The following is an 18955-nucleotide window of genomic DNA, read 5'->3' as shown; positions in this document are numbered from 1 at the left end:
GCCTTGCTGCCTGCAATCTATTTTAAAAAAACAAAAGAAAAAAAGGGTTAAGGGATTTTAACTTTTGCTTCGCCTATTTTTTACCCTCGAAAAAGCCGTAATGCTTCAATATATCTTTAGCCGTTTTAATCAGCGCGCCCTGTGCCGGTCGGCCGCTGATGGGCTCAGCGTTGATGACAAAAAAGTAAATATGCTTATTTTCTTCTACCCAGCCAGTGATCCAACCTATATATTTTCCCGAAGGGAGCAGGTCCCAGGAGGCCTTATAGGCAAGGGAATACAACGAATTATCTTCCCGGATCATGAGCTTACGCACCATTTGCTGTGTGCGCTTCTGGAATGGTAATTTTACAAAATAAAGCTTTGCGAAAAGACCCAACTGCTCATCTGGTGTAATTTTTAAAGAGTCATTCTTCCAGATCTGTTCGCTGTCACTGACCATCTTCGCTTTACCGTAATGTAAAGAGTCCATCCAATACTGCAAAGTATCTTTACCGATGCGGGCTGCCACCTTAGCCATCGCTGCATCATTGCCTTTAACAAAGGCGTCACCGAGTGTCACCGTGTCCGTCCCAACAGTAATAAGGCTCTTATCATCTAAATAACGCCCTGTTTCTATTCCCAGCAGCGTAGTCAACAACTGAAAAGTTCCGCCAGGCGCATACGCTGAATCCCGATACCTTTTAAGGTTATACACGGTAAACAATTCATGGACATTATCCAGTAAGGCGAAAGTTCCTTTTAGGTTATTTTCTTTAAAATAGGTTGCCGCAGCGTCATCCTGATCAACATTATTCAGCGTGCAACCGCCCAGAATACCTGAAATCACAGCGGCAGTCAATAATATGGAACCTAAAAACTTCATATTTAAATTTTCGCAAAAGTAACCATCTTTCTGGTAAAACATAGCTTCAAAACCTTAAAACCCTGCTATCAATTGACCATCAGTAGCAATCATTCCATTAATGAAGGTTGTAGGTCAGGCCGCTAACTGCCTTAAACTCTGCCACTCCCTCACTTAAGTGCACAGCTTTTAATTTTCGTCCCTCGCTATTATATAAATGGAGCCCTTCGGGTAATAAAACACGGCAAACGCCTGTTTTTTGCGCTTTAATCGTCGCTTTGACCACGCGATGGCCTTTCCAGCAAAAATCTACATGAAACCCACCTCTGGCTGCGATTCCCTTAATTTCTCCTTCTGCCCAATCCTTACCCGAAGGTAATGCAGGTAAAAAACGAATGACTTCCTCTTTACCGTGACTCTGTAATAGCATCTCAGCGATACCAGCTACTGCGCCAAAATTACCATCGATTTGGAACGGAGGGTGCGCATCAAATAAATTGGGATAGGTCCCGGCGCCGCCTTTCATTTTGAGTTCCAGATCTGTCACTGGCGTAAGTAACCCTTTTAGTAGCTTAAAGGCGTGATCTCCATCGCCTAGCCTGGCCCAAAAGCTAATTTTCCATGCTCTGGACCAGCCGGTGCCGCCATCCCCTCTCAGCTCCAGGGTCTTTCTGGCAGCCTTTGCCAGTTCTGGTGTACCCCAGGGAGTGATCTCATCATATGGGTAAAGGCCGAATAGCTGTGAAGTATGCCGGTGATGTGGATCTGTAGATGGCCAGTCATTAAGCCATTCCTGCACCCCGCCATCCGTAGAGCTGATCTGATCAGGAGCTAATTGTGCATAAATAATCCGCAAACTGTCTGCCCATATTTTGTCTTTTCCGAGTATTTTGGAGGCCTGGATTGTCGCAGAGAAGATATCGCGAGAGATTTGCATATCCATAGTAGGCCCCATACATGTCTGCCCCTCGAACCCGCCGGGCATCCTATAAGCATTCTCCGGAGAGTTAGATGGCGCTGTCACCAGCCAGCCATGCTGAGGCTCCCTAATCAAAATACTGCTTAAAAATCTGGCAGCACCTTTTAATACGTTATAATAATCTTTTAGGAAGGCCGTGTCTTTAGTAAACCGGAAATGCTCCCAGATGTGATCACATAACCAAGCACCACCGGTAAGTGTGGATCCCCAGGCAGCGCCTTCACCCGGAGATGTAAAAAACCAGGGATTTGTGGCAACATGCGCAACCCAGCCCTTGGCCCTGTAATAATTCCAGGCTGTTTTTTCCCCATTAGGTACCAGGTGTTTCGTAAACCGGAACAACGGATCGGCTAAATCAGAAAGATTGGTTGTTTCAGCCAGCCAATAATTCATCTGCAGATTGATATTTAAATGATAGTCAGCATTCCAGGGCGCTTGGTATTCAACAGCCCAGAGTCCTTGCAAATTGGCGGGTAGTAATCCAGGTCTGGATGAGCTGATTAACAGGTATCGGCCAAAATTAAAATAAAGGACCGGAAGTGTCGGATCGCTATTGCCTTTATAATAGCGAATTAATCTTCGCTCAGTAGGCATAGTTTTCAACGCAGCTAGCTCTTTACCGGCAGGAATCCTTAAACGGCACCGGTCAAACAAAGTGAGGTAATCCTTCGTATTGGCAGCAAGCGCATGTGCAAAGCTGACTGTTGCGTTCTTCGCAAGGACGAATCGGCTCTTCTCCTCTAAATTCTTTTCAGGAAGGCAAATGCCAGTGCTCGGATCATAATCGGTACGCGTATCGAGTTGAATAACACAGGTACTGGCACCTTTCACTTCGAGGCTACTATCTCGGGTAATTAACTGACCTTTATCCACGCGCGCATTTAATAGGTTTATATAACGCATCCCGGGCTTATTGCCATCAGGCAGTTGGCCCTTCATTAATATACGGCTATCTTTTACTTGAATTGACTGTATATTTTCCTTCCTGTCTAGGGAAATTGATAGCTTAAGGCCCTCCGGATCAACAGTGGATAAACGCACCCACGTAATATCATTCAACCGGTCGGAAAATACTTCTTCTTTTACCCGATAACCGTCTCGAATATAGCTCACCACGGCCTTCGCCTGACCTAAATACAGGGTTCGCCTATAATCTGTAATGACAGATGCCTTTTTATTCCATTTAATCAGTAGGTCTCCTGCAGTCTGATAAGAGCCATAGGGGTCATTGGCTCCATTCCCAGACCCGGTTCCTTTTCCCAGTGCTGTAAAATGTTTTTGAAGGAGGTCCTGAGCCTTTTTATTCTCCCCCTTTAATAAATAGTTCTGGATGGGCTTAAGATATTGATAAGCGTCTTTACGATCGCCGTCCTGGGGGCCACCCGACCACAACGTAATTTCATTGAGCGCAATACGCTCTGTATCAGTTCTCCCAAATACCATAGCACCCAACCTTCCGTTTCCTAAAGGTATTGCCTGTGTAAAAACATCGGCCGGCCGAGTAAAAAGAACGGTCAGATCCGGAGTCATATTGCTATCTATAAACGCATTCGTGCCAGAAGACAGTGTCGTTGCAGTTAGACCTCCTGACAAAAAAAGCAATAGTCCTAATAATAATAGATTTCTTCTATGCCTGGAAAAAATTTGAATGAACATTGGATATTTTTTTTAGCTTTAACCCGCGCTTATCAGCGTAAATGTACAATTTGCGTCAGGAAATGTTTACCAAAATCCTGACAATAACTTATACTATTATTATTATGTTACCACGTAGAAGATTTTTACAGCTCAGCACACTGGGCCTCGGAGGAATAATCTCCTCAGCAAGTTTTGGCAAAAACAACTCACTACGAGCTATTACTAAGCCTGTCGTCATCTCAACCTGGGACGCCGGCATCGCTGCCAATGTGGATGCCTGGAAAATTTTATCCAAAGGAGGACGAGCACTGGATGCAGTAGAAAGGGGAGTCATGGTTACCGAATCCAGTATCAATTGCTGTGTAGGTCTTGGAGCAAACCCCGATAGGGACGGAATTGTTACCCTCGATGCTTCAATTATGGATGAACATGGCAACGCAGGAGCTGTAGCAGCCATAGAACGCATTAAACACCCTATTAGTGTCGCCAGGCGGGTTATGGAAAAGACGCCACATGTGTTACTGGCCGGAGCGGGGGCACAAGAGTTTGCCGTTGCCGAAGGATTTCCTCTAGAGCCTCAGGAGCTGTCCCCATCGGCGAGAAAAGCCTACACAGAATGGCTGAAAAAATCAGAATATAAACCCGAAATTAATATTGAACAATCAGAAGGTGGTCATAAAAGTGCCTTTGCACCCCTTAAACTGGACAACGGAGACTGGAATCATGATACAATCGGCATGCTTGCGTTAGATCAGGCAGGCAACCTGAGTGGCAGCTGTACGACTAGCGGAATGGCCTTTAAAGTAAGGGGGCGGGTAGGAGACTCCCCCATTATCGGTGCCGGGCTTTATGTAGACAATGCTTATGGCGCGGCAGTCTCAACGGGATTGGGAGAAGAAGTCATTAAATCTGCCGGAACACATCTGGTGGTAGAATTTATGCGCCAAGGCTTATCGCCGGATAAAGCCTGTAAGCTAGCCGTTGAAAGAATCGTCAGCCGAACCGGTCATACGAAGGCAAAAACATTTCAAGTAGCCTTCATCGCGCTGAATAAACAAGGTCAAGTAGGCGCTTATGCTATCCAAAAAGGATTTAGTTATGCCAGGCAAGATGCTAAAATCAATAATGAATTGATTGCTTCAGCCTCGATGTTCTGATACTATAGAATATATTTAAAACAGGAGGTATAGATTGAACTATATCTCCTGTTTTGTTACATCATCATCTTCTTCTTACTTAATAATAATCTTTCCCTGATAAAGCGGCTGGCTATCTTCAGCGCTCAATACTTTTATTAAATAGATACCTTTCGTTTTTAAAACAATCCCCTTTTGACTGGCAGGTTGTGCTATCTGGTCCAATACAAGGAGTCCTCTCAAATCATAAACACATATACGAGTCTTAACATTTATCCTTTTTAGATCAATGTTTACTTGTCCCGGGCTGGGAACTGGCCAGATTTTGATATCTGCACTTGTGTTCGTTCCCGCGCCCAACACCATTTGGACATCCGAATAGGTCTGCTTACCATTTTGGGCGGTTTGGAGAATTCTATAAAAGGTTGAAGATGTCGCATTGTTAGCGTCAACCACATTATAACGTAGAGGTGTCGTACTAGTACCGTTTTCGGCCTTGGATAAAATCATAGGCCCTGCGTCTTTAAACGGTCCCGAAAAGCTAACACTTTTCTGGACTTGAAAATATTTATTTGACTGTTCTGATTGAGTTATCCAGTTTAATTTTACATTTTTCTGGTTTAACCGGATCGCAGTAAAATCAGAAATACCAGTAGAGGAGGCCAGGTTGACACCTGTAACCAGGTTAACTTCCCGTTCCATTACACTTCCCATGGCGTCCTGTACCTTGAAGGTAAAGCTTCCGGTTTCATAACCTGATCCGTTTGCATTATGGCCTCTTGCAGGCGTAAAGACCGCGATACTATCCTGATTTATTATAACAGTTCCGTTAGTCGTTCCTGTAACAGTAAACGTTGGGCCTAAGCCATATCCTCTGGCCAAAGCTTTTAAGTTAACCCGGATAGATCTATTTTTCGGGCCACTTGCATGCGGTGTTGCCATCCACCCTAGATAATCCTCCAGGTTGGTGAATCCATCTCTGTCATCATCGGCATTGCTATCTGAAAAATCACCTGGTGCAGAATTTGGATTAAGCCCGTTTATTGACTCCCACCAATCAGGTAAGCCATCATGATCACTATCCCAATTGTCAGGTCGGTGAATTTCAGGATAGTCTTCAAATCCGCCCGCATCGGCTTCATTATCAGGAAAGCCTTTTTTACCGGTTACGCTGCCGACCACGGAGTAGGTTCCATTGAGGGTCTCTTTGATAATCCGAATATCATGATCATCTAATGTTGGGATATAACAGCCTACATCTGATAACACGTCTTTATACGCATTTTCAGCCGTCTGCAGCCCTATGTAATTAGGGAAAAACGGTTCGTTAACAAAAGTCTCATAACTGCTGGTATCACCATTGCTGTAACTAGCTTTTCTGCCGGCCGTCTGATTAGATTCATCAAAATGTCCCGGCATGACATTTCCATTAAAAAAACAGCGCTGCATTCCAAGGCCAACGCCTTCGTGTTGCGCATTAAAGGCATAAAAAAAATCAGTTCCAGCACCGGGTTTATAATAATTGTTTACGAAATTAACTTCCTTAGCTCCGCCGTCTGTAGCTCTATGCCCCCAATTATAAACAACATTATTGGAGATATCCATACGACCGCTATAATAGCCGTCACCCGTCAGGCCTCCCCCAAGACTCCAGTTACGGCCATAACAATCTGCCAGCAAGTTATGATGGAAGCTGCCGATATCTCCTCCAATGGTTGCAGCATATCCGTGTTCCGTTCCGGGAGGATAATTCTGATGGCCTGCAGCATTTAATGCTTCAGAGATCAATGTCCGTTGTAAAGTAATGTTGTGAGCTCCTCTTGAACTAAACGCTTCGTCAATTGTCCAGCTAATGGAGCAGTGGTCCATAATACTATTGTCCGCTCCTGTAAGCCCCATACCATCATAGGTGGTCCCTCCTCCCAAACGAACCCTGACGAACCTGACGATACAATCATTTCCCGTGATTCCAAAAGGAGCTGACCGGATTGTGATTCCTTTACCCGGAGCCGTTTGTCCTGCGACGGTGACATGAGGTTGGTTGAGAACAAGCCTGGATTTCAACTGAATCAATCCAGAAACAGCAAACACAATGGTTCTTGGCCCGATATCATTTATCACAGCTTCTCGCAGGCTACCAGGGCCACCATCATTAAGATTGGTCACCTCAACAACTTTGCCTCCTCGGCCACCAATGGCAAAACGTCCATAACCTTCAGCACCTTTGAATGCCAGTTGTCTGGTCTTAAAATACCAAACATCTCCTTTATACGTCTGATCCGCAGATACTTCATCCACCCGCCAGAAATACTTCTCCCTGCTATACAAGTTACTTACAGCATAAGTGGTGTCTGCTAAAGCTTGATTGCCTTTGTATAACGGTGAATTATGATCGGCTTGCGCTACAGCCAATGAATCTGTTCCAAAATATATATCGTGGCTCGCGGCGCTGACAGCAGGGGACCAGGTCAATTGCACATTATCGCCATCCATCGTTTCAACATGTTCATTTCGATCCGCAGGTAAGGGAGTATTTGATTTGTCAGAAGCACTGATACCGTCTAACTGAAAACCGTTAATGATCAGATTTTTTATAGTCTGATTCCCGATCGTATCTGCAATAAAACGAATGACAACATCTTGACCTTCTGCCACATTTAAAGAAAGTAGGGCTTTCTGGCAATCAGTGATTTTAAGGGCCCTTACAGTCGGAACAAGATTGCTGATTACCTCCTCACCATTTAAATGAATATCTATCGGGCAAGCCTGATCAGCCGAGATGTTATCAGTAATATTGTGATAAGTAATTAAGCTGTGATGACCCGCGGTCAGCCCAATGATCTTCATCTGAATTTCACTGCCTTTGTCAAAATCTCCATCTTTAACAAACAAGCCGTCTTCTGAAAACCGGGCAAAATTTGGGCTTTGAACACCTGCTTTATACCAGGTCATTGCCAAAAAGTCTCCACGTACACCCTTGGATACAATAAAAGTGACTCCGTTCGCAACCAAAGTATCCGGCCCACCGTTTGTCACTGCCCAAGGCGTATAACCATCTTCATTAACCTCTGCCAGCTGTCTTCCAGACATATTAAAATCTACTTTTACAGGACCGGATTGCCCGATTGCGCACAATGATGCAATCGATAAACCACCTGCGATGAAAGACTTTAATAGCGCATTGCGTAAAATTGATTTCATAGTGTTTATTTTATTTAAGAAAATAGTACCGAGCACTTACTCAAGTAAGAAAGCAATGTGTTTACTGCTTGCATATAAAAGATTACCGACGCGCAAAGGAGGATAAGCTGCGATGCATTAACGACTCCGCTTAAGCCTTAAGTTCTCCGGCCTTATAAACTATCATCTTTTTTCAGTAGCAATTTGACACAGATAAAAACCTTATACGAAAAAACTGATTTTAATTATTGATATTATGTTTCCCATACACTATTCACTACAATCTGTTTCACAAGCATAACATTCAACAGCAATAACGTTTATATATAAATTTATAATTCAAAAATAAAATTAAACAGACATGCTCCATTCCAGGTAATTGACATTTTTTTATGAAAAATTTGCATAAAGTTATTTTCCTCTGTCTACACGAAAAAATGGTTGGTTCAAAAGAAAGAAGTGAAGAGGTGGCAGAGTTTATAAAAGCAGTTTACTGAATGAAAACCCGTTTTCAATGTAAAAACGACTTCTAAGAAGATCATGGATATACCGGTTGTACAATCTGATGATCGTGACAAACTTGATACCGGCTGCCATAACGATCTTTCTTATTTTGCATGAATTTCTTGCAATACGACGACATAGGTCCCCCAATTGCAGTTTGCGGGATGTATCGCATTATCTTTTTAATAGGGCTTTACGCGAAACCAGACTCCTGTGCCACCACTAGCAAGTCCTATATCATCGTCATTGACGCCAAAATCGGCTCCTTTCTTCATACCATTGTCGGGTATAGCCCTAATTTCTATAACGCTGGGGCAAGCCGTGCTCCCTTAATAATAAATACCCTCATAATAACCGGCACTGACATCTTTATGACAGTCACTAACGATTATCCACAGACAGCCCAGTCTCAAAGCAGCTCCTGATAGTTTTTTCACGGACACAGAATTTCAATAAAGATACAAACTCGAAGCAAATAGACAAACAGGCGTTCGCAAATTCATCATATCCTTTTATTACAGCCATAGCATTCGCACTCATAGGCTCTGCAAACCGGTTAAATACCAAAGACACCGTTCAGCCCGAAATGCTGACACCACAATAGTTACAGGCGATACAAATTTCTTTAAACAGGAATTCAATGCAATAAAACCGTCGCATTTGAAATGAGACCGTTTGTAAAGGGAATTAACCATTAACCGAAAATCGCTTCTTTTATTTCCAGAAATATTTCAGTTTTGCTTTATCATTATTTTACATCGGATGCAACCTATTTAAAAGAAACATCGTCATTGATAAAAAGAAAATTATTTAAGCAGCTTTCAGCATCATAGTATTATTCAAATGAAAACATTCTTATTCTTTCTTGCGATCTCACTGCTGGCTATCACGGGTTATAGTCAAAGCGCAATTTCCGGTAAGGTCGTGGGCAATGAACAGGAGCCACTGGCTTATGCAGCTGTTTCTGTCAGCAAGAAAGATACTACAGAACGCTATATCGCCTCTAAAATAACAGATAGCGTGGGTGCGTTTTCGCTTGATGTCCCCGCGTCAGGAACCTATCTCATTCGAGCTACTGCAGTCGGTTATATAGATAAAGTAATTGAAATCAACACAGATGTTCCAGGGATTATTGCTTTAAATAGACGAGAGCATAAACTCAGTGATGTTTCTGTTCAGGCGAAAAAACCGCTGATTGAGCGGAAAGCCGACCGCTTAATCATGAATGTGGAAAATAATCCATTGGCCACCGGCAAATCATCTATGGAAGCCATTGCGCTGGCCCCGGGTGTTCTGGTCAGAGACGGTCAAATCGTTATAAACGGCATGACGGGTACCAGAGTAATGGTCAATGGAAAACTTCTTAAATTGAGTGGCGACGATTTGACGAATTACCTGAGTTCACTTCGTTCTGATGAAATTGAGTCTATACAAATCATTGCCCACCCCCCGGCTGAGTATGACGCCGAGGGGTCAGGCGGCCTGATCAACATCATTTTGAAAAAACAAAAAGATCTGGGCCTGAATGGAAGCGTTTACGGCAATTATTCCCAAGGCAAATACCCCGAAACCTCTGAAGGTGTCCAGCTGAATTTCAAAAAAGGAAAACTAGGTCTATTCGCCAATTACAGCTACAATTGGGACAAGAATTTTAACAAACTCAATCAGTCCAGGACTTTTCCTAATGACGGCATCTATTCTGCACAAAACAGGGGTAAAACCAGGAGTCAAAACCAGCGGATACATACCGGTGCGACATTTGACTTTACGGACAAACAATATATTGCATTGGATTACACCGGATCTTTCTCCAGAGATAAAGATGTTTTTAAGGCAACTACCTTTATCGACTACCCTGGTCAACCCACACTCAATTCAACGTCCAGAGGGTTATTCCCCAGCACCTACAATAGTGATTATAATGATATAGGATTGAACTACCACATTACAACAGATACACTGGGGTCGAATTTTGAGCTACTCTCTGATTACACGACTAATAATGGTAACTCTACAAATGAAGCCAATAGCAGTTTCTATGATGCTGATAACAAGTTCGTAAGTGATACTTCATTCAGAAACCTGACACCTTCTGACGCAAAAATCTTTACAGCAGATGCTAAATATAAAAAGATCTTTAAAAACGGAAGCACTTTCGGATTTGGCTCAAAAATCAGTCTGACCAAAATACATAATGCGGCCTACTTCTCTTATATTGATGGTAATGACTGGGTAGATAATACTGATCAGAATTTTATCTATAACTATAAAGAGAACATTATCGCCGGTTACCTGAACTATAATGGCCACGTACTGGATATGGATGTTCAATTAGGGCTGAGAGGGGAGAACACACATGTAACGGGCACATTATATGATACCGCTGGTGTACAACGTAACCCTAAGGATTATTTTGCACTGTTCCCCAGTGTATATCTTACGAAAAAACTAAACAAAGAGGGGACCAATAGCCTAAGTGCTTCCTACAATAGAAGATTGAACCGACCAGGCTTTTCTTCTTTGAACCCTCATATCAGTTATGTAGACAACTACACTTCTGGAAGAGGCAACCCCTATCTCATGCCGGAATTCAACAATGCCTATGAGCTCAGTTTTACATTACATAATAAATACATCTTTACTACGAGTTATACGCAAAGTACAGACGTTATTAACAACGCTATCATACCGGAAGCAGATGATCCGGAAAAAATGATGCAACAACCCATCAACTCGGGCTCTACCAAAATATGGATGTTTACCGCATTTGCACCGGTAAAGATCACGAAATGGTGGATGACACAGAACACTTTACAATTAAGCAATCAGCACGCAATAGCGGAGTCATTTGACCTCCAGGAGAATATAGCCATGTTGCAGTCTTCCCAAATATTTCAATTGGGTAAAGGCTATACTGTAAGCGCTTCCGCCTACTATCTGAATAAGGTTATATTCGCCAATGCTGTCCTGCATCATTTATTTAATACGGATCTGGCTATCCAGAAAAAGTTCTTTAACAACAAATTGACGGTAAAACTCGCCGGCAGCGATATCTTTGGAACACAAAAAGTGAAAGGACGATTCTATTATGATGATTTCCGCCTGAACTTTAATCAATTACAACAATCACAAAAAATAACCTTAGGGCTGACCTATAATTTTAATCTGGGTAAAGCCTTTAAGGCGAAAAAGGTACAAAGTAGCAATGCCGAGGAACAAAACAGATTATAACATCTTCAGTATATTTAAGAATAACCTTTTTGTCTCATGTTCTTTTTAAGGTTATTATACACCCCAAAAAGGAACCCCGCTGAATGTCTATTCAGCGGGAATTTTTTTTGAGACTTGAGATGCTCTCTTCCTATCTATTCAGTGTTTCCATAGAACGTTCACTGTAGCGATCACCCTGAATAGGATAGGCCTTAACCAGGGTATCCAGTTTTTGCAAAATCACCGGATTAAGTTCCATATCTGTTGCCTGAATATTTTGCTCCAGGTATTTTATTTTCTTGGTACCGGGGATAGGAATAATATCTTCGCCGCGACTTAAAACCCAGGCGATGGCCAGTTGAGCAGGCGTGGCATTAATAGAAACTGCCAGTTCTGCAAATCCAGCGATCAGCTTTTGGTTATTTTCCCAGTTTATCAGATCGAACCGCGGTAAGCTTTTTCTAAAATCAGTATCGGGCAGTTTTGACGGATCTTCAATCGTCGCAGTAATCAATCCCCTGGACAACGGACTATAAGGAACCAAAGAAATTTTTAATTCACGACAGGTATCCAAAATATCGCCTTCGATATCCCGGCTGAGTAAAGAATATTCACTTTGCAAAGCAGCGATCGGATGAACCGAAGCGGCGCGTCTTAATGAGCCGGCGGCAGCTTCTGACAATCCTAGATACCGTATTTTCCCTTCTTTTACCAGATCAGCCATGGCTCCGACGGTCTCTTCAATAGGGATCTTTGGATCTACTCTATGTGCGTAATACAGGTCGATTGTATCTATATTCAGCCTTTTAAGGGATTTTTCTACTGCTTCTTTTATGTAAGCAGGAGACCCGTCGATATACGTATTTGGATCACTACTAAAACCGCTGCCGCCACTTCTACGCCGGAACCCGAACTTAGTGGCAATAAAAATCTTGTCTCTGTTGGGCACCAGTGCCTTAGAAATCAACGCTTCGTTCGCTCCCTGGGCATACATGTCTGCTGTATCCCAAAAATTAACGTCCAGGTCGATGGACCTTTCCAAAAGTCGAACAGCATTTTTTTCATCTACGCTGTCTCCATAGGCAAAATTTAATCCCATACATCCCAGGCCGATAGCAGATAGGTTTTCTCCTGTGTTTCCAAGTTGTCTAAATTTCATATGTTTGATTTTTTGTTTAGAATACAAAGTTAGCGTGCAACCAGTGGCAGCTATAACAATAATCACATAAGTCATTATAAAAATCAAACAATTCGCTTCAGCTCAACAAACAGCGATAGCCAAACCTTAAACAGACACCTTCTCTGTCAGAGAAACTTCACTTTAAGCTCTTGTTCTATAAGCAGCGGGTGTCCTGTCGGTCATCTTGCGAAAAAACTGATTAAAATAGGAGGGATAATCGAAGCCCAGTGCATAGGCAATCTCTGCAACATTCAGATCGGTATGTAACAGTAGTTGCTGGGCTTCTATGATCAAACGGGAGGCAATCCAATGTGTGGTCGTTTCACCAGTTACTTCTTTAATGGCACGATTCAGATGGTTCACATGGACGGAAAGGCTATCAGCATAATCGGCTGCTTTCTTCAACAATAGTCCTTCTCTGGGATCCACCGGAAACTGCCGGTCAAGCATTTCCATAAACAGTGCCGTAATTCTGGCCGCAGCACTGCCCGGTTGTGATACTATATTCTCTACTGGACTTAGCTTGCAAGCTTCGTGGATAAGTATTTGCACATAATTGAATATCAGGCTTTCCCTTTCAGCATAATCAGACCGATGCTCGATTTCCATTTGCCTAAAGATGCCGGCAATCTGCTCTCTTTTTGTTTTGTCCAGGTGAAATACCGGTCTAGCCTTTCCCTGCGTAAATAAGGGATGAATGATCCCACCGGAGCTGTTTCTTGTCAAAAACGCTGCAGTAAATACACAGTACTTGCCATATTGCACACCAGGTTCTGCTTCCCAGCAATAAGGTATCATCGGATTTGAAAACAAAAGGGTAGGGCCCGTAACGGGGATGACCTTTTCCGCATAATGAAGGAGCCCTTTATTTTCGATCAGGGTTATCTTATAAAAGTCCCTTCTTCTGTAAGGTGTTTTGAACTGACAAAGCTTCCTGTCATAGACATTAAAATCCCCTTTTTGACGGGTAAAATCGCCATCTTTACCTATGGGCAAAAATGACCGGTACTGCAATCCGGTGCATTCCATGTTTTCCATTCCCAAATTTACATCATCTCAAGGAATTCTGGCCACTTTCTGATTGCGTCCTTTGTCACTATTCCCCCAATCATCTATAACGATTCTGTCAACAAGTCTTTCACAATACGCCAGCCTGGAAATCATATAGGAGTCAAGCAAGGCTGTAGGAAGCTAATGCCAAGCCAAAAAATGGTGTCTGGCCGGTAGTATGCAGCTGGGTAGCAAAATAACCTATTACACAATCTTAAAAAACGCACATCCCATACCGACCACACGACTGTCAGAAAACTGGAAAAGACCACCCGCCTGGGAAGAGCGCTTGTGAACCGGCAGTAGGACTATGGCACTCGTCAACTTAATAATATTTTTCAACCACACCTAAACCAAATAAGGCAAAATCATATTTGGCCGGATCTCCCGGATCCAGTTCTTTGAGCCTGTCTGTCAATTGCTGCGCTGCGCGCCAGTCTGTTTGGCTTCTATCTAATAGTGTCAGCCTGCGGGCCACTTTGGCAACATGCAGATCTATCGGACAAATCAGATCAGCCATCCGGATGTTTTTCCAAAGCCCCAGATCGACGCCCTGATTGTCTCGTCTGACCATCCACCTAAGGAACATATTAAGTCTTTTACAAGTGGCATTTTTTTCGGGAGTAGCGATATGTTTGCGCGTTCTGTAGGGCAAATCAGGCAAAGAAAAGAAGTAATGGTAAAAATGAACCAGGCTGGTTTTCATGGAAAAAGGTTCATCTTTTGGCAATTCCATAAGAAAAGCATCCTCCAACGAATCAAACCTTCTATAGTGCTCGTGTAAGAACACTATAAAATAGAGCAGATCTGTATCATTAAAAGTACGGTGTTTGAAATTCAATAGTTTTTTTAAATCACTATCCGTATGCTCCAGACAAAACTGATAGGGAGCATTATCCATTCGCTGCATGAGCTCCGTCGCTTTTTTGATAATGACTGACCGGTTTCCCCAGGCAAAGATAGCGGCAAAAAAACCGGCAATTTCCTGATCCTGTTTTAAGGTAAACTGATGGGGAATACTGACCGGGTCTTCCAGGATAAAAGACGGCCGGTTAAATTCCGCGACTTTACGATCTAAAAAGCGTTTGAGTTCCATCTGGCGAAGTAAGGGAATTTCCCGGTAATTTACCGTACATGACGGCCTTTTTCCGTTTATCTAAAAATACATGGAATGCATGCAAATCAATATTATATTTGTTCATCCTTCCATAGGTGAGCCACCGTACAGGCTTTTGTCACCTGGAAAGTACAAAAACGGATACTTTACATGAAGAAACTAAAGCTATTAGCGGCATTTCTGGCGGCCCCTATGTTGATCTTTGCACAGCAAAGCGAGACCTGGGACCTGCAACGCTGCGTCCAATATGCCCTGGATAATAACATATCAGTCAAGCAATCTGATGTGCAGGCCCGGCTTGACGCACTGACACTCAAACAGGCTAAAGCCAATCAAATCCCTACACTGAGTTTCAACACACAAGGAGGGTATAATTTTGGTAGATCTGTGGACCCCACTACCAACCAATTTACGACCAACAGAGTACTCTTTCAGAGCTACGGTATCCAGACAGGAGTCACTTTGTTCAATTTCTTCCGGGTTCAAAACGATATCAAAGCCAAAAAGATCCAGGGCGAAGCCTCTGCATCAGACATCGAAAGGGCCAAAAGTGATGTAACGCTTAATGTCGCCGCTGCCTATTTGCAGTATTTGCTAGCCAAAGAGCAGGTCAATATTGCAAAGGGACAGATCGAATTGACAACCAATCAATTAGATTTGACAAAGAAACAGGTGGAGGCGGGCGCCCTACCTGAGCTAAATGCAGCTCAGCTGGCCTCCCAGTTGGCTACCGACAGCAGCACCTACATTACTAATGTCACGACGATGGAACAAAATAAGCTGCAGCTACTGGCTCTACTGAACTTAAGTGCTGATGCGCCTTTTGAAGTATCCCTGCCGGATGTGGACAAAATCCCACTGGAGCCCATCAGTGAACTTCAGCCAGATGCACTCTATAAACATGCGGTCCAGACGCAATATCAGCAAAGAGTGGATTCCCTGAAGATACTTTCCGCTAAATATGCAGCTAAATCAGCCAGGGCTGCCTTGTATCCGACCTTATCTGCTTTCGGTTCTGTTGGATCCAATTATGCCAGTTCATTTATGACACAGACCGGTTCCTTTCCCTATATGGATACCATCGGTACAATCAATATCAACGGTAAGGATTACTATTCGACTGCCCAAGGACAGATTCCGGTATATGGAAAAGCATCCTATGGCAAACAGATCTTCGACATCAACCTTTCTCAGGCCGTTGGTATCAGTTTAAATATTCCGATATTCAATAACCGGCAATCAAGGACAGCCTGGGAGCAGGCAAAACTCAACGTTACCAACCTCCAGCTACAACAGGCACAGAACAATCAGACACTTCAGCAAGATATTTACACCGCCTATACCAATGCTAAATCGGGTATAGAGAAATTTAATGCGAATACAAAAGGTGCATCCTACGCCCAGTATGCCTATCATCTGGCTGAATTACGATATGAAAACGGAATGCTCTCTGCTTCTGATTATCTGGTGGCTCAAAATAATCTCTATACCGCTAAAATCAATCAGTCAGCCGCCCGGTATGAGTATATTTTCAGACTCAAAGTACTTGAGTTTTATAAATTCAATCAAATACATCTTTAAATTAAAAAGCAAAGCGCCACTATTCAATACTATATTCTATTATTATGAGTAAGAAACTTAAATGGATCATCGCTATACTGGTTTTACTAATCGTCCTGCTGGTTATACTCAGCAAAATGGGGGCTTTTGGAAAAGACGAAGGCATCAAAGTGTCAGCTGAAAAAGCGACCACCAGAACGATTACGGAATTGGTCACTGCTTCCGGACAGATCTATCCTGTGACGGAAGTAAAAGTATCATCCGACATTTCCGGGGAGATCGTAGACCTGCCTGTACAGGAAGGAGATACCGTGAGAAAAGGACAGGTGCTGGCCAAAATCTATGCAGATATCTATGCCAGTCAGAGAGATCAGGCTGCCGCAGTTGTAGCCCAGTCTAAAGCGCAGGTACAAAACGCCATTGATCAGCTGGCCGGTCTGAAGGCCTCCCTGAATCAGACACAAGAAGCTTATAATCGTCAGAAGATACTATTAGATCAGAAGGTTATTTCCCAGTCAGAGTTTGAGCAGGCGGAACAGGCTTACTTATCAGCTAAGTCAAATTATAAGGCCGCACAAGCGACAATTAATGCCAACAAATTCAACGTAGAAAGCTCCCAGGCAAGTCTGTTGCGTGCCCAGACTGACGTAGAGAGAGCCACCATTGTTTCTCCCATGGACGGTATCATCAGTCTGATGGACGTTAAAAAAGGCGAACGCGTTGTAGGAACTGCTCAGATGACCGGTACCGAAATGATGCGTATTGCTGATCTGGGTCAAATTGAGGTAAGGGTAAATGTCGGTGAAAACGATATTCACAAGGTCCGTATCGGTGACAAGGCTAGTATTCAAGTGGACGCATATAATCAGCGTAAATTCAGGGGAGTGGTTACACAGATCGCCAATCCTCAGCCAAATGATGCCACGACATCCACCGCCACAGCTTCTACGACAGCAACAAATTATCTGGTACATATCCTGCTGGACCCGGAAAGTTACAAAGACCTCATCGGCAAAGGCAAACCTTTCCCGTTCCGACCCAGTATGTCAGCCAGTGCAGATATCGAAACCAATACAAAGGAAAGTGTTCTTGCTGTTCCTATCAATGCCGTCACCACTCGGGATACCAAAGACTTGCAAAAAGCAGATACAACTGCCAAAAGTCGTAAAACAGATTCTGCCAAAGCAACAGCTAATACAGCTTCATCAACAAATGCCGCAGGTGGTAGCGATGATGGCATTTCCGAAGTTGTATTTGTGATTGGTAAAGATGGTAAAGTAAAACCTGTTGTTGTCCAAACTGGGATCCAGGATATTAATTATATTGAGATTACCAGTGGCCTCAAAACAGGGGACCAGATTGTCACAGGTTCATACGATACCGTCAGTAAACTCCTGAAAGCGGGCGATAAAGTGCATGTGGTTGACAAATCCCAGTTAATAGAAATCAAAAAGTAAAAGACGAATAAAAGCTGAGTTTATAAGACTCATTAAATAACTGACCCGGTCATATCTATTAAATGGCCGGGTCAGTTTCTTTTAAGCTATAAAACAGTTGAGCAGCTCTTAAATAAGTGTATAAAAAAAATAACATGTTTTAAACAGATGATTGCCAAAATTTTGCGACATTGAGGATTGTAAAAAGGCCAGGACAAGCGTGTACTTGCCTAAGGATATTCCCGGAATAGTAATTCCGGTATCATCCGTTTCTCAATAACTTAAAACAATTCCAGATGAAACTCAAAAATCAGGTGGCCATCATTACCGGATCCAGCAGTGGCATTGGCAAAAGCGTCGCTCAGTGCATGGCAGCAGAAGGCGCCAAAGTGATCATTAATTACCCTTTTGAGAAAACTGCGCCAGATGCACAAGCCGTGCTAGACAGTATCACCCAGGCGGGGGGAGAGGGCAGTATGTTTCAGTGTGATGTTAGCCAGGAAGATCAGGTAATTGCGATGTTTGAGCACACAAAAAAACTATATGGTACCGTAGATATCCTTGTCAATAATGCAGGAATCCAGGTGGACAGTGCCTTTGAGACAATGTCCCTGAAACAATGGAATGCGGTGATCGATGTCAATCTCACCGGCCAGTTTCTCTGTGCCCGGGAAGCCATCAAAGAATTTCTGAGCAGAGGCGTTGTATCTGACACCTCTTGTGCTGCCGGCAAGATTATCTGCATGAGTAGCGTGCATCAGGTCATTCCCTGGGCAGGACATGCCAATTATGCATCCAGTAAAGGAGGTATTGATATGTTGATGCAGACCATTGCTCAGGAATTCGCCGGCAGAAAAGTACGTGTCAACAGCATATGCCCTGGCGCCATTCAGACACCCATCAATAAGGACGCCTGGAGTACCAAAGAAGCGCTGGATGAACTACTCACGTTGATTCCCTATAAGAGGATCGGACAGCCGGAAGATATCGGGAAAGCTGCCGTGTGGTTGGCTAGCGATGACAGTGATTATGTGAACGGGGCCTCTTTATTTGTGGATGGTGGCATGACCCTGTTTCCCGGATTTAGAACCAACGGATAGTATAAATATTTTGAATATGCG

Annotated in this window: 11 protein-coding genes; 5 read left to right on the top strand and 6 right to left on the bottom strand. The window is 43.3% G+C overall.

Annotated features, from left to right (window positions below; genetic code table 11):
* Window positions 1–73 precede the first annotated feature (73 nt).
* On the bottom strand, window positions 74–865 hold the full coding sequence (locus tag K9M52_RS15820) for a penicillin-binding transpeptidase domain-containing protein (protein ID WP_224069403.1): 792 nt from the start codon (window positions 863–865) through the stop codon (window positions 74–76).
* Between the two features lie 97 nt (window positions 866–962).
* Window positions 963–3479, bottom strand: a complete 2517-nt coding sequence (locus K9M52_RS15815) for a glycoside hydrolase family 95 protein (protein ID WP_224069402.1) — start codon at window positions 3477–3479, stop codon at window positions 963–965.
* 104 nt (window positions 3480–3583) lie between these two features.
* Between K9M52_RS15815 and K9M52_RS15810 the strand changes: the two genes are divergently transcribed.
* Entirely contained in the window at window positions 3584–4618 is a 1035-nt protein-coding gene (locus K9M52_RS15810; protein ID WP_224069401.1) for an isoaspartyl peptidase/L-asparaginase family protein, read from the top strand.
* Between the two features lie 75 nt (window positions 4619–4693).
* Here the strand turns inward: K9M52_RS15810 and K9M52_RS15805 are convergent, their stop codons facing one another.
* Window positions 4694–7798 (bottom strand): T9SS type A sorting domain-containing protein, encoded by a 3105-nt coding sequence (locus K9M52_RS15805; RefSeq protein ID WP_224069400.1) that lies wholly within the window; start codon window positions 7796–7798, stop codon window positions 4694–4696.
* A gap of 1326 nt (window positions 7799–9124) precedes the next feature.
* Between K9M52_RS15805 and K9M52_RS15800 the strand changes: the two genes are divergently transcribed.
* Window positions 9125–11512 (top strand): outer membrane beta-barrel family protein, encoded by a 2388-nt coding sequence (locus K9M52_RS15800; protein WP_224069399.1) that lies wholly within the window; start codon window positions 9125–9127, stop codon window positions 11510–11512.
* A gap of 130 nt (window positions 11513–11642) precedes the next feature.
* Here the strand turns inward: K9M52_RS15800 and K9M52_RS15795 are convergent, their stop codons facing one another.
* The 3 genes from K9M52_RS15795 to K9M52_RS15785 form a co-directional block, all read right to left on the bottom strand.
* On the bottom strand, window positions 11643–12650 hold the full coding sequence (locus K9M52_RS15795; RefSeq protein ID WP_224069398.1) for an aldo/keto reductase: 1008 nt from the start codon (window positions 12648–12650) through the stop codon (window positions 11643–11645).
* A gap of 162 nt (window positions 12651–12812) precedes the next feature.
* Window positions 12813–13709, bottom strand: a complete 897-nt coding sequence (locus tag K9M52_RS15790) for a helix-turn-helix domain-containing protein (protein ID WP_224069397.1) — start codon at window positions 13707–13709, stop codon at window positions 12813–12815.
* A 337-nt stretch (window positions 13710–14046) separates the two neighbouring features.
* Window positions 14047–14817: a TIGR02757 family protein gene (locus tag K9M52_RS15785; RefSeq protein ID WP_224069396.1), complete on the bottom strand. Its 771-nt coding sequence runs from the start codon at window positions 14815–14817 to the stop codon at window positions 14047–14049.
* Window positions 14818–14988: 171 nt separating this feature from the next.
* Between K9M52_RS15785 and K9M52_RS15780 the strand changes: the two genes are divergently transcribed.
* The 3 genes from K9M52_RS15780 (at window position 14989) to K9M52_RS15770 (ending at window position 18934) form a co-directional block, all read left to right on the top strand.
* Entirely contained in the window at window positions 14989–16419 is a 1431-nt protein-coding gene (locus K9M52_RS15780; RefSeq protein WP_224069395.1) for a TolC family protein, read from the top strand.
* Between the two features lie 44 nt (window positions 16420–16463).
* On the top strand, window positions 16464–17855 hold the full coding sequence (locus K9M52_RS15775; protein ID WP_224069394.1) for an efflux RND transporter periplasmic adaptor subunit: 1392 nt from the start codon (window positions 16464–16466) through the stop codon (window positions 17853–17855).
* A gap of 275 nt (window positions 17856–18130) precedes the next feature.
* Complete coding sequence (locus K9M52_RS15770) at window positions 18131–18934, top strand: glucose 1-dehydrogenase (protein ID WP_224069393.1); 804 nt, start codon at window positions 18131–18133, stop codon at window positions 18932–18934.
* Window positions 18935–18955: the final 21 nt, after the last annotated feature.

Origin of the sequence: Arachidicoccus terrestris (genome assembly GCF_020042345.1) — a bacterium.
Classification (GTDB): Bacteria; Bacteroidota; Bacteroidia; order Chitinophagales; family Chitinophagaceae; genus Arachidicoccus; species Arachidicoccus terrestris.
The sequence above is the reverse complement of the archived record's forward strand: the minus strand, read 5'-3'. Positions and strand labels throughout refer to the sequence as shown.

What these genes read in the sequence shown, in the direction of transcription:
- K9M52_RS15810 (WP_224069401.1), top strand. Translation starts at nt 3,584, where the DNA reads ATGTTACCACGTAGAAGATTTTTACAGCTCAGCACACTGGGCCTCGGA.
- K9M52_RS15800 (WP_224069399.1), top strand. Translation starts at nt 9,125, where the DNA reads ATGAAAACATTCTTATTCTTTCTTGCGATCTCACTGCTGGCTATCACG.
- K9M52_RS15770 (WP_224069393.1), top strand. Translation starts at nt 18,131, where the DNA reads ATGAAACTCAAAAATCAGGTGGCCATCATTACCGGATCCAGCAGTGGC.
- K9M52_RS15795 (WP_224069398.1), bottom strand. Translation starts at nt 12,650, where the DNA reads ATGAAATTTAGACAACTTGGAAACACAGGAGAAAACCTATCTGCTATC.
- K9M52_RS15785 (WP_224069396.1), bottom strand. Translation starts at nt 14,817, where the DNA reads ATGGAACTCAAACGCTTTTTAGATCGTAAAGTCGCGGAATTTAACCGG.
- K9M52_RS15820 (WP_224069403.1), bottom strand. Translation starts at nt 865, where the DNA reads ATGAAGTTTTTAGGTTCCATATTATTGACTGCCGCTGTGATTTCAGGT.
- K9M52_RS15780 (WP_224069395.1), top strand. Translation starts at nt 14,989, where the DNA reads ATGAAGAAACTAAAGCTATTAGCGGCATTTCTGGCGGCCCCTATGTTG.
- K9M52_RS15815 (WP_224069402.1), bottom strand. Translation starts at nt 3,479, where the DNA reads ATGTTCATTCAAATTTTTTCCAGGCATAGAAGAAATCTATTATTATTA.
- K9M52_RS15775 (WP_224069394.1), top strand. Translation starts at nt 16,464, where the DNA reads ATGAGTAAGAAACTTAAATGGATCATCGCTATACTGGTTTTACTAATC.
- K9M52_RS15805 (WP_224069400.1), bottom strand. Translation starts at nt 7,798, where the DNA reads ATGAAATCAATTTTACGCAATGCGCTATTAAAGTCTTTCATCGCAGGT.
- K9M52_RS15790 (WP_224069397.1), bottom strand. Translation starts at nt 13,709, where the DNA reads ATGGAAAACATGGAATGCACCGGATTGCAGTACCGGTCATTTTTGCCC.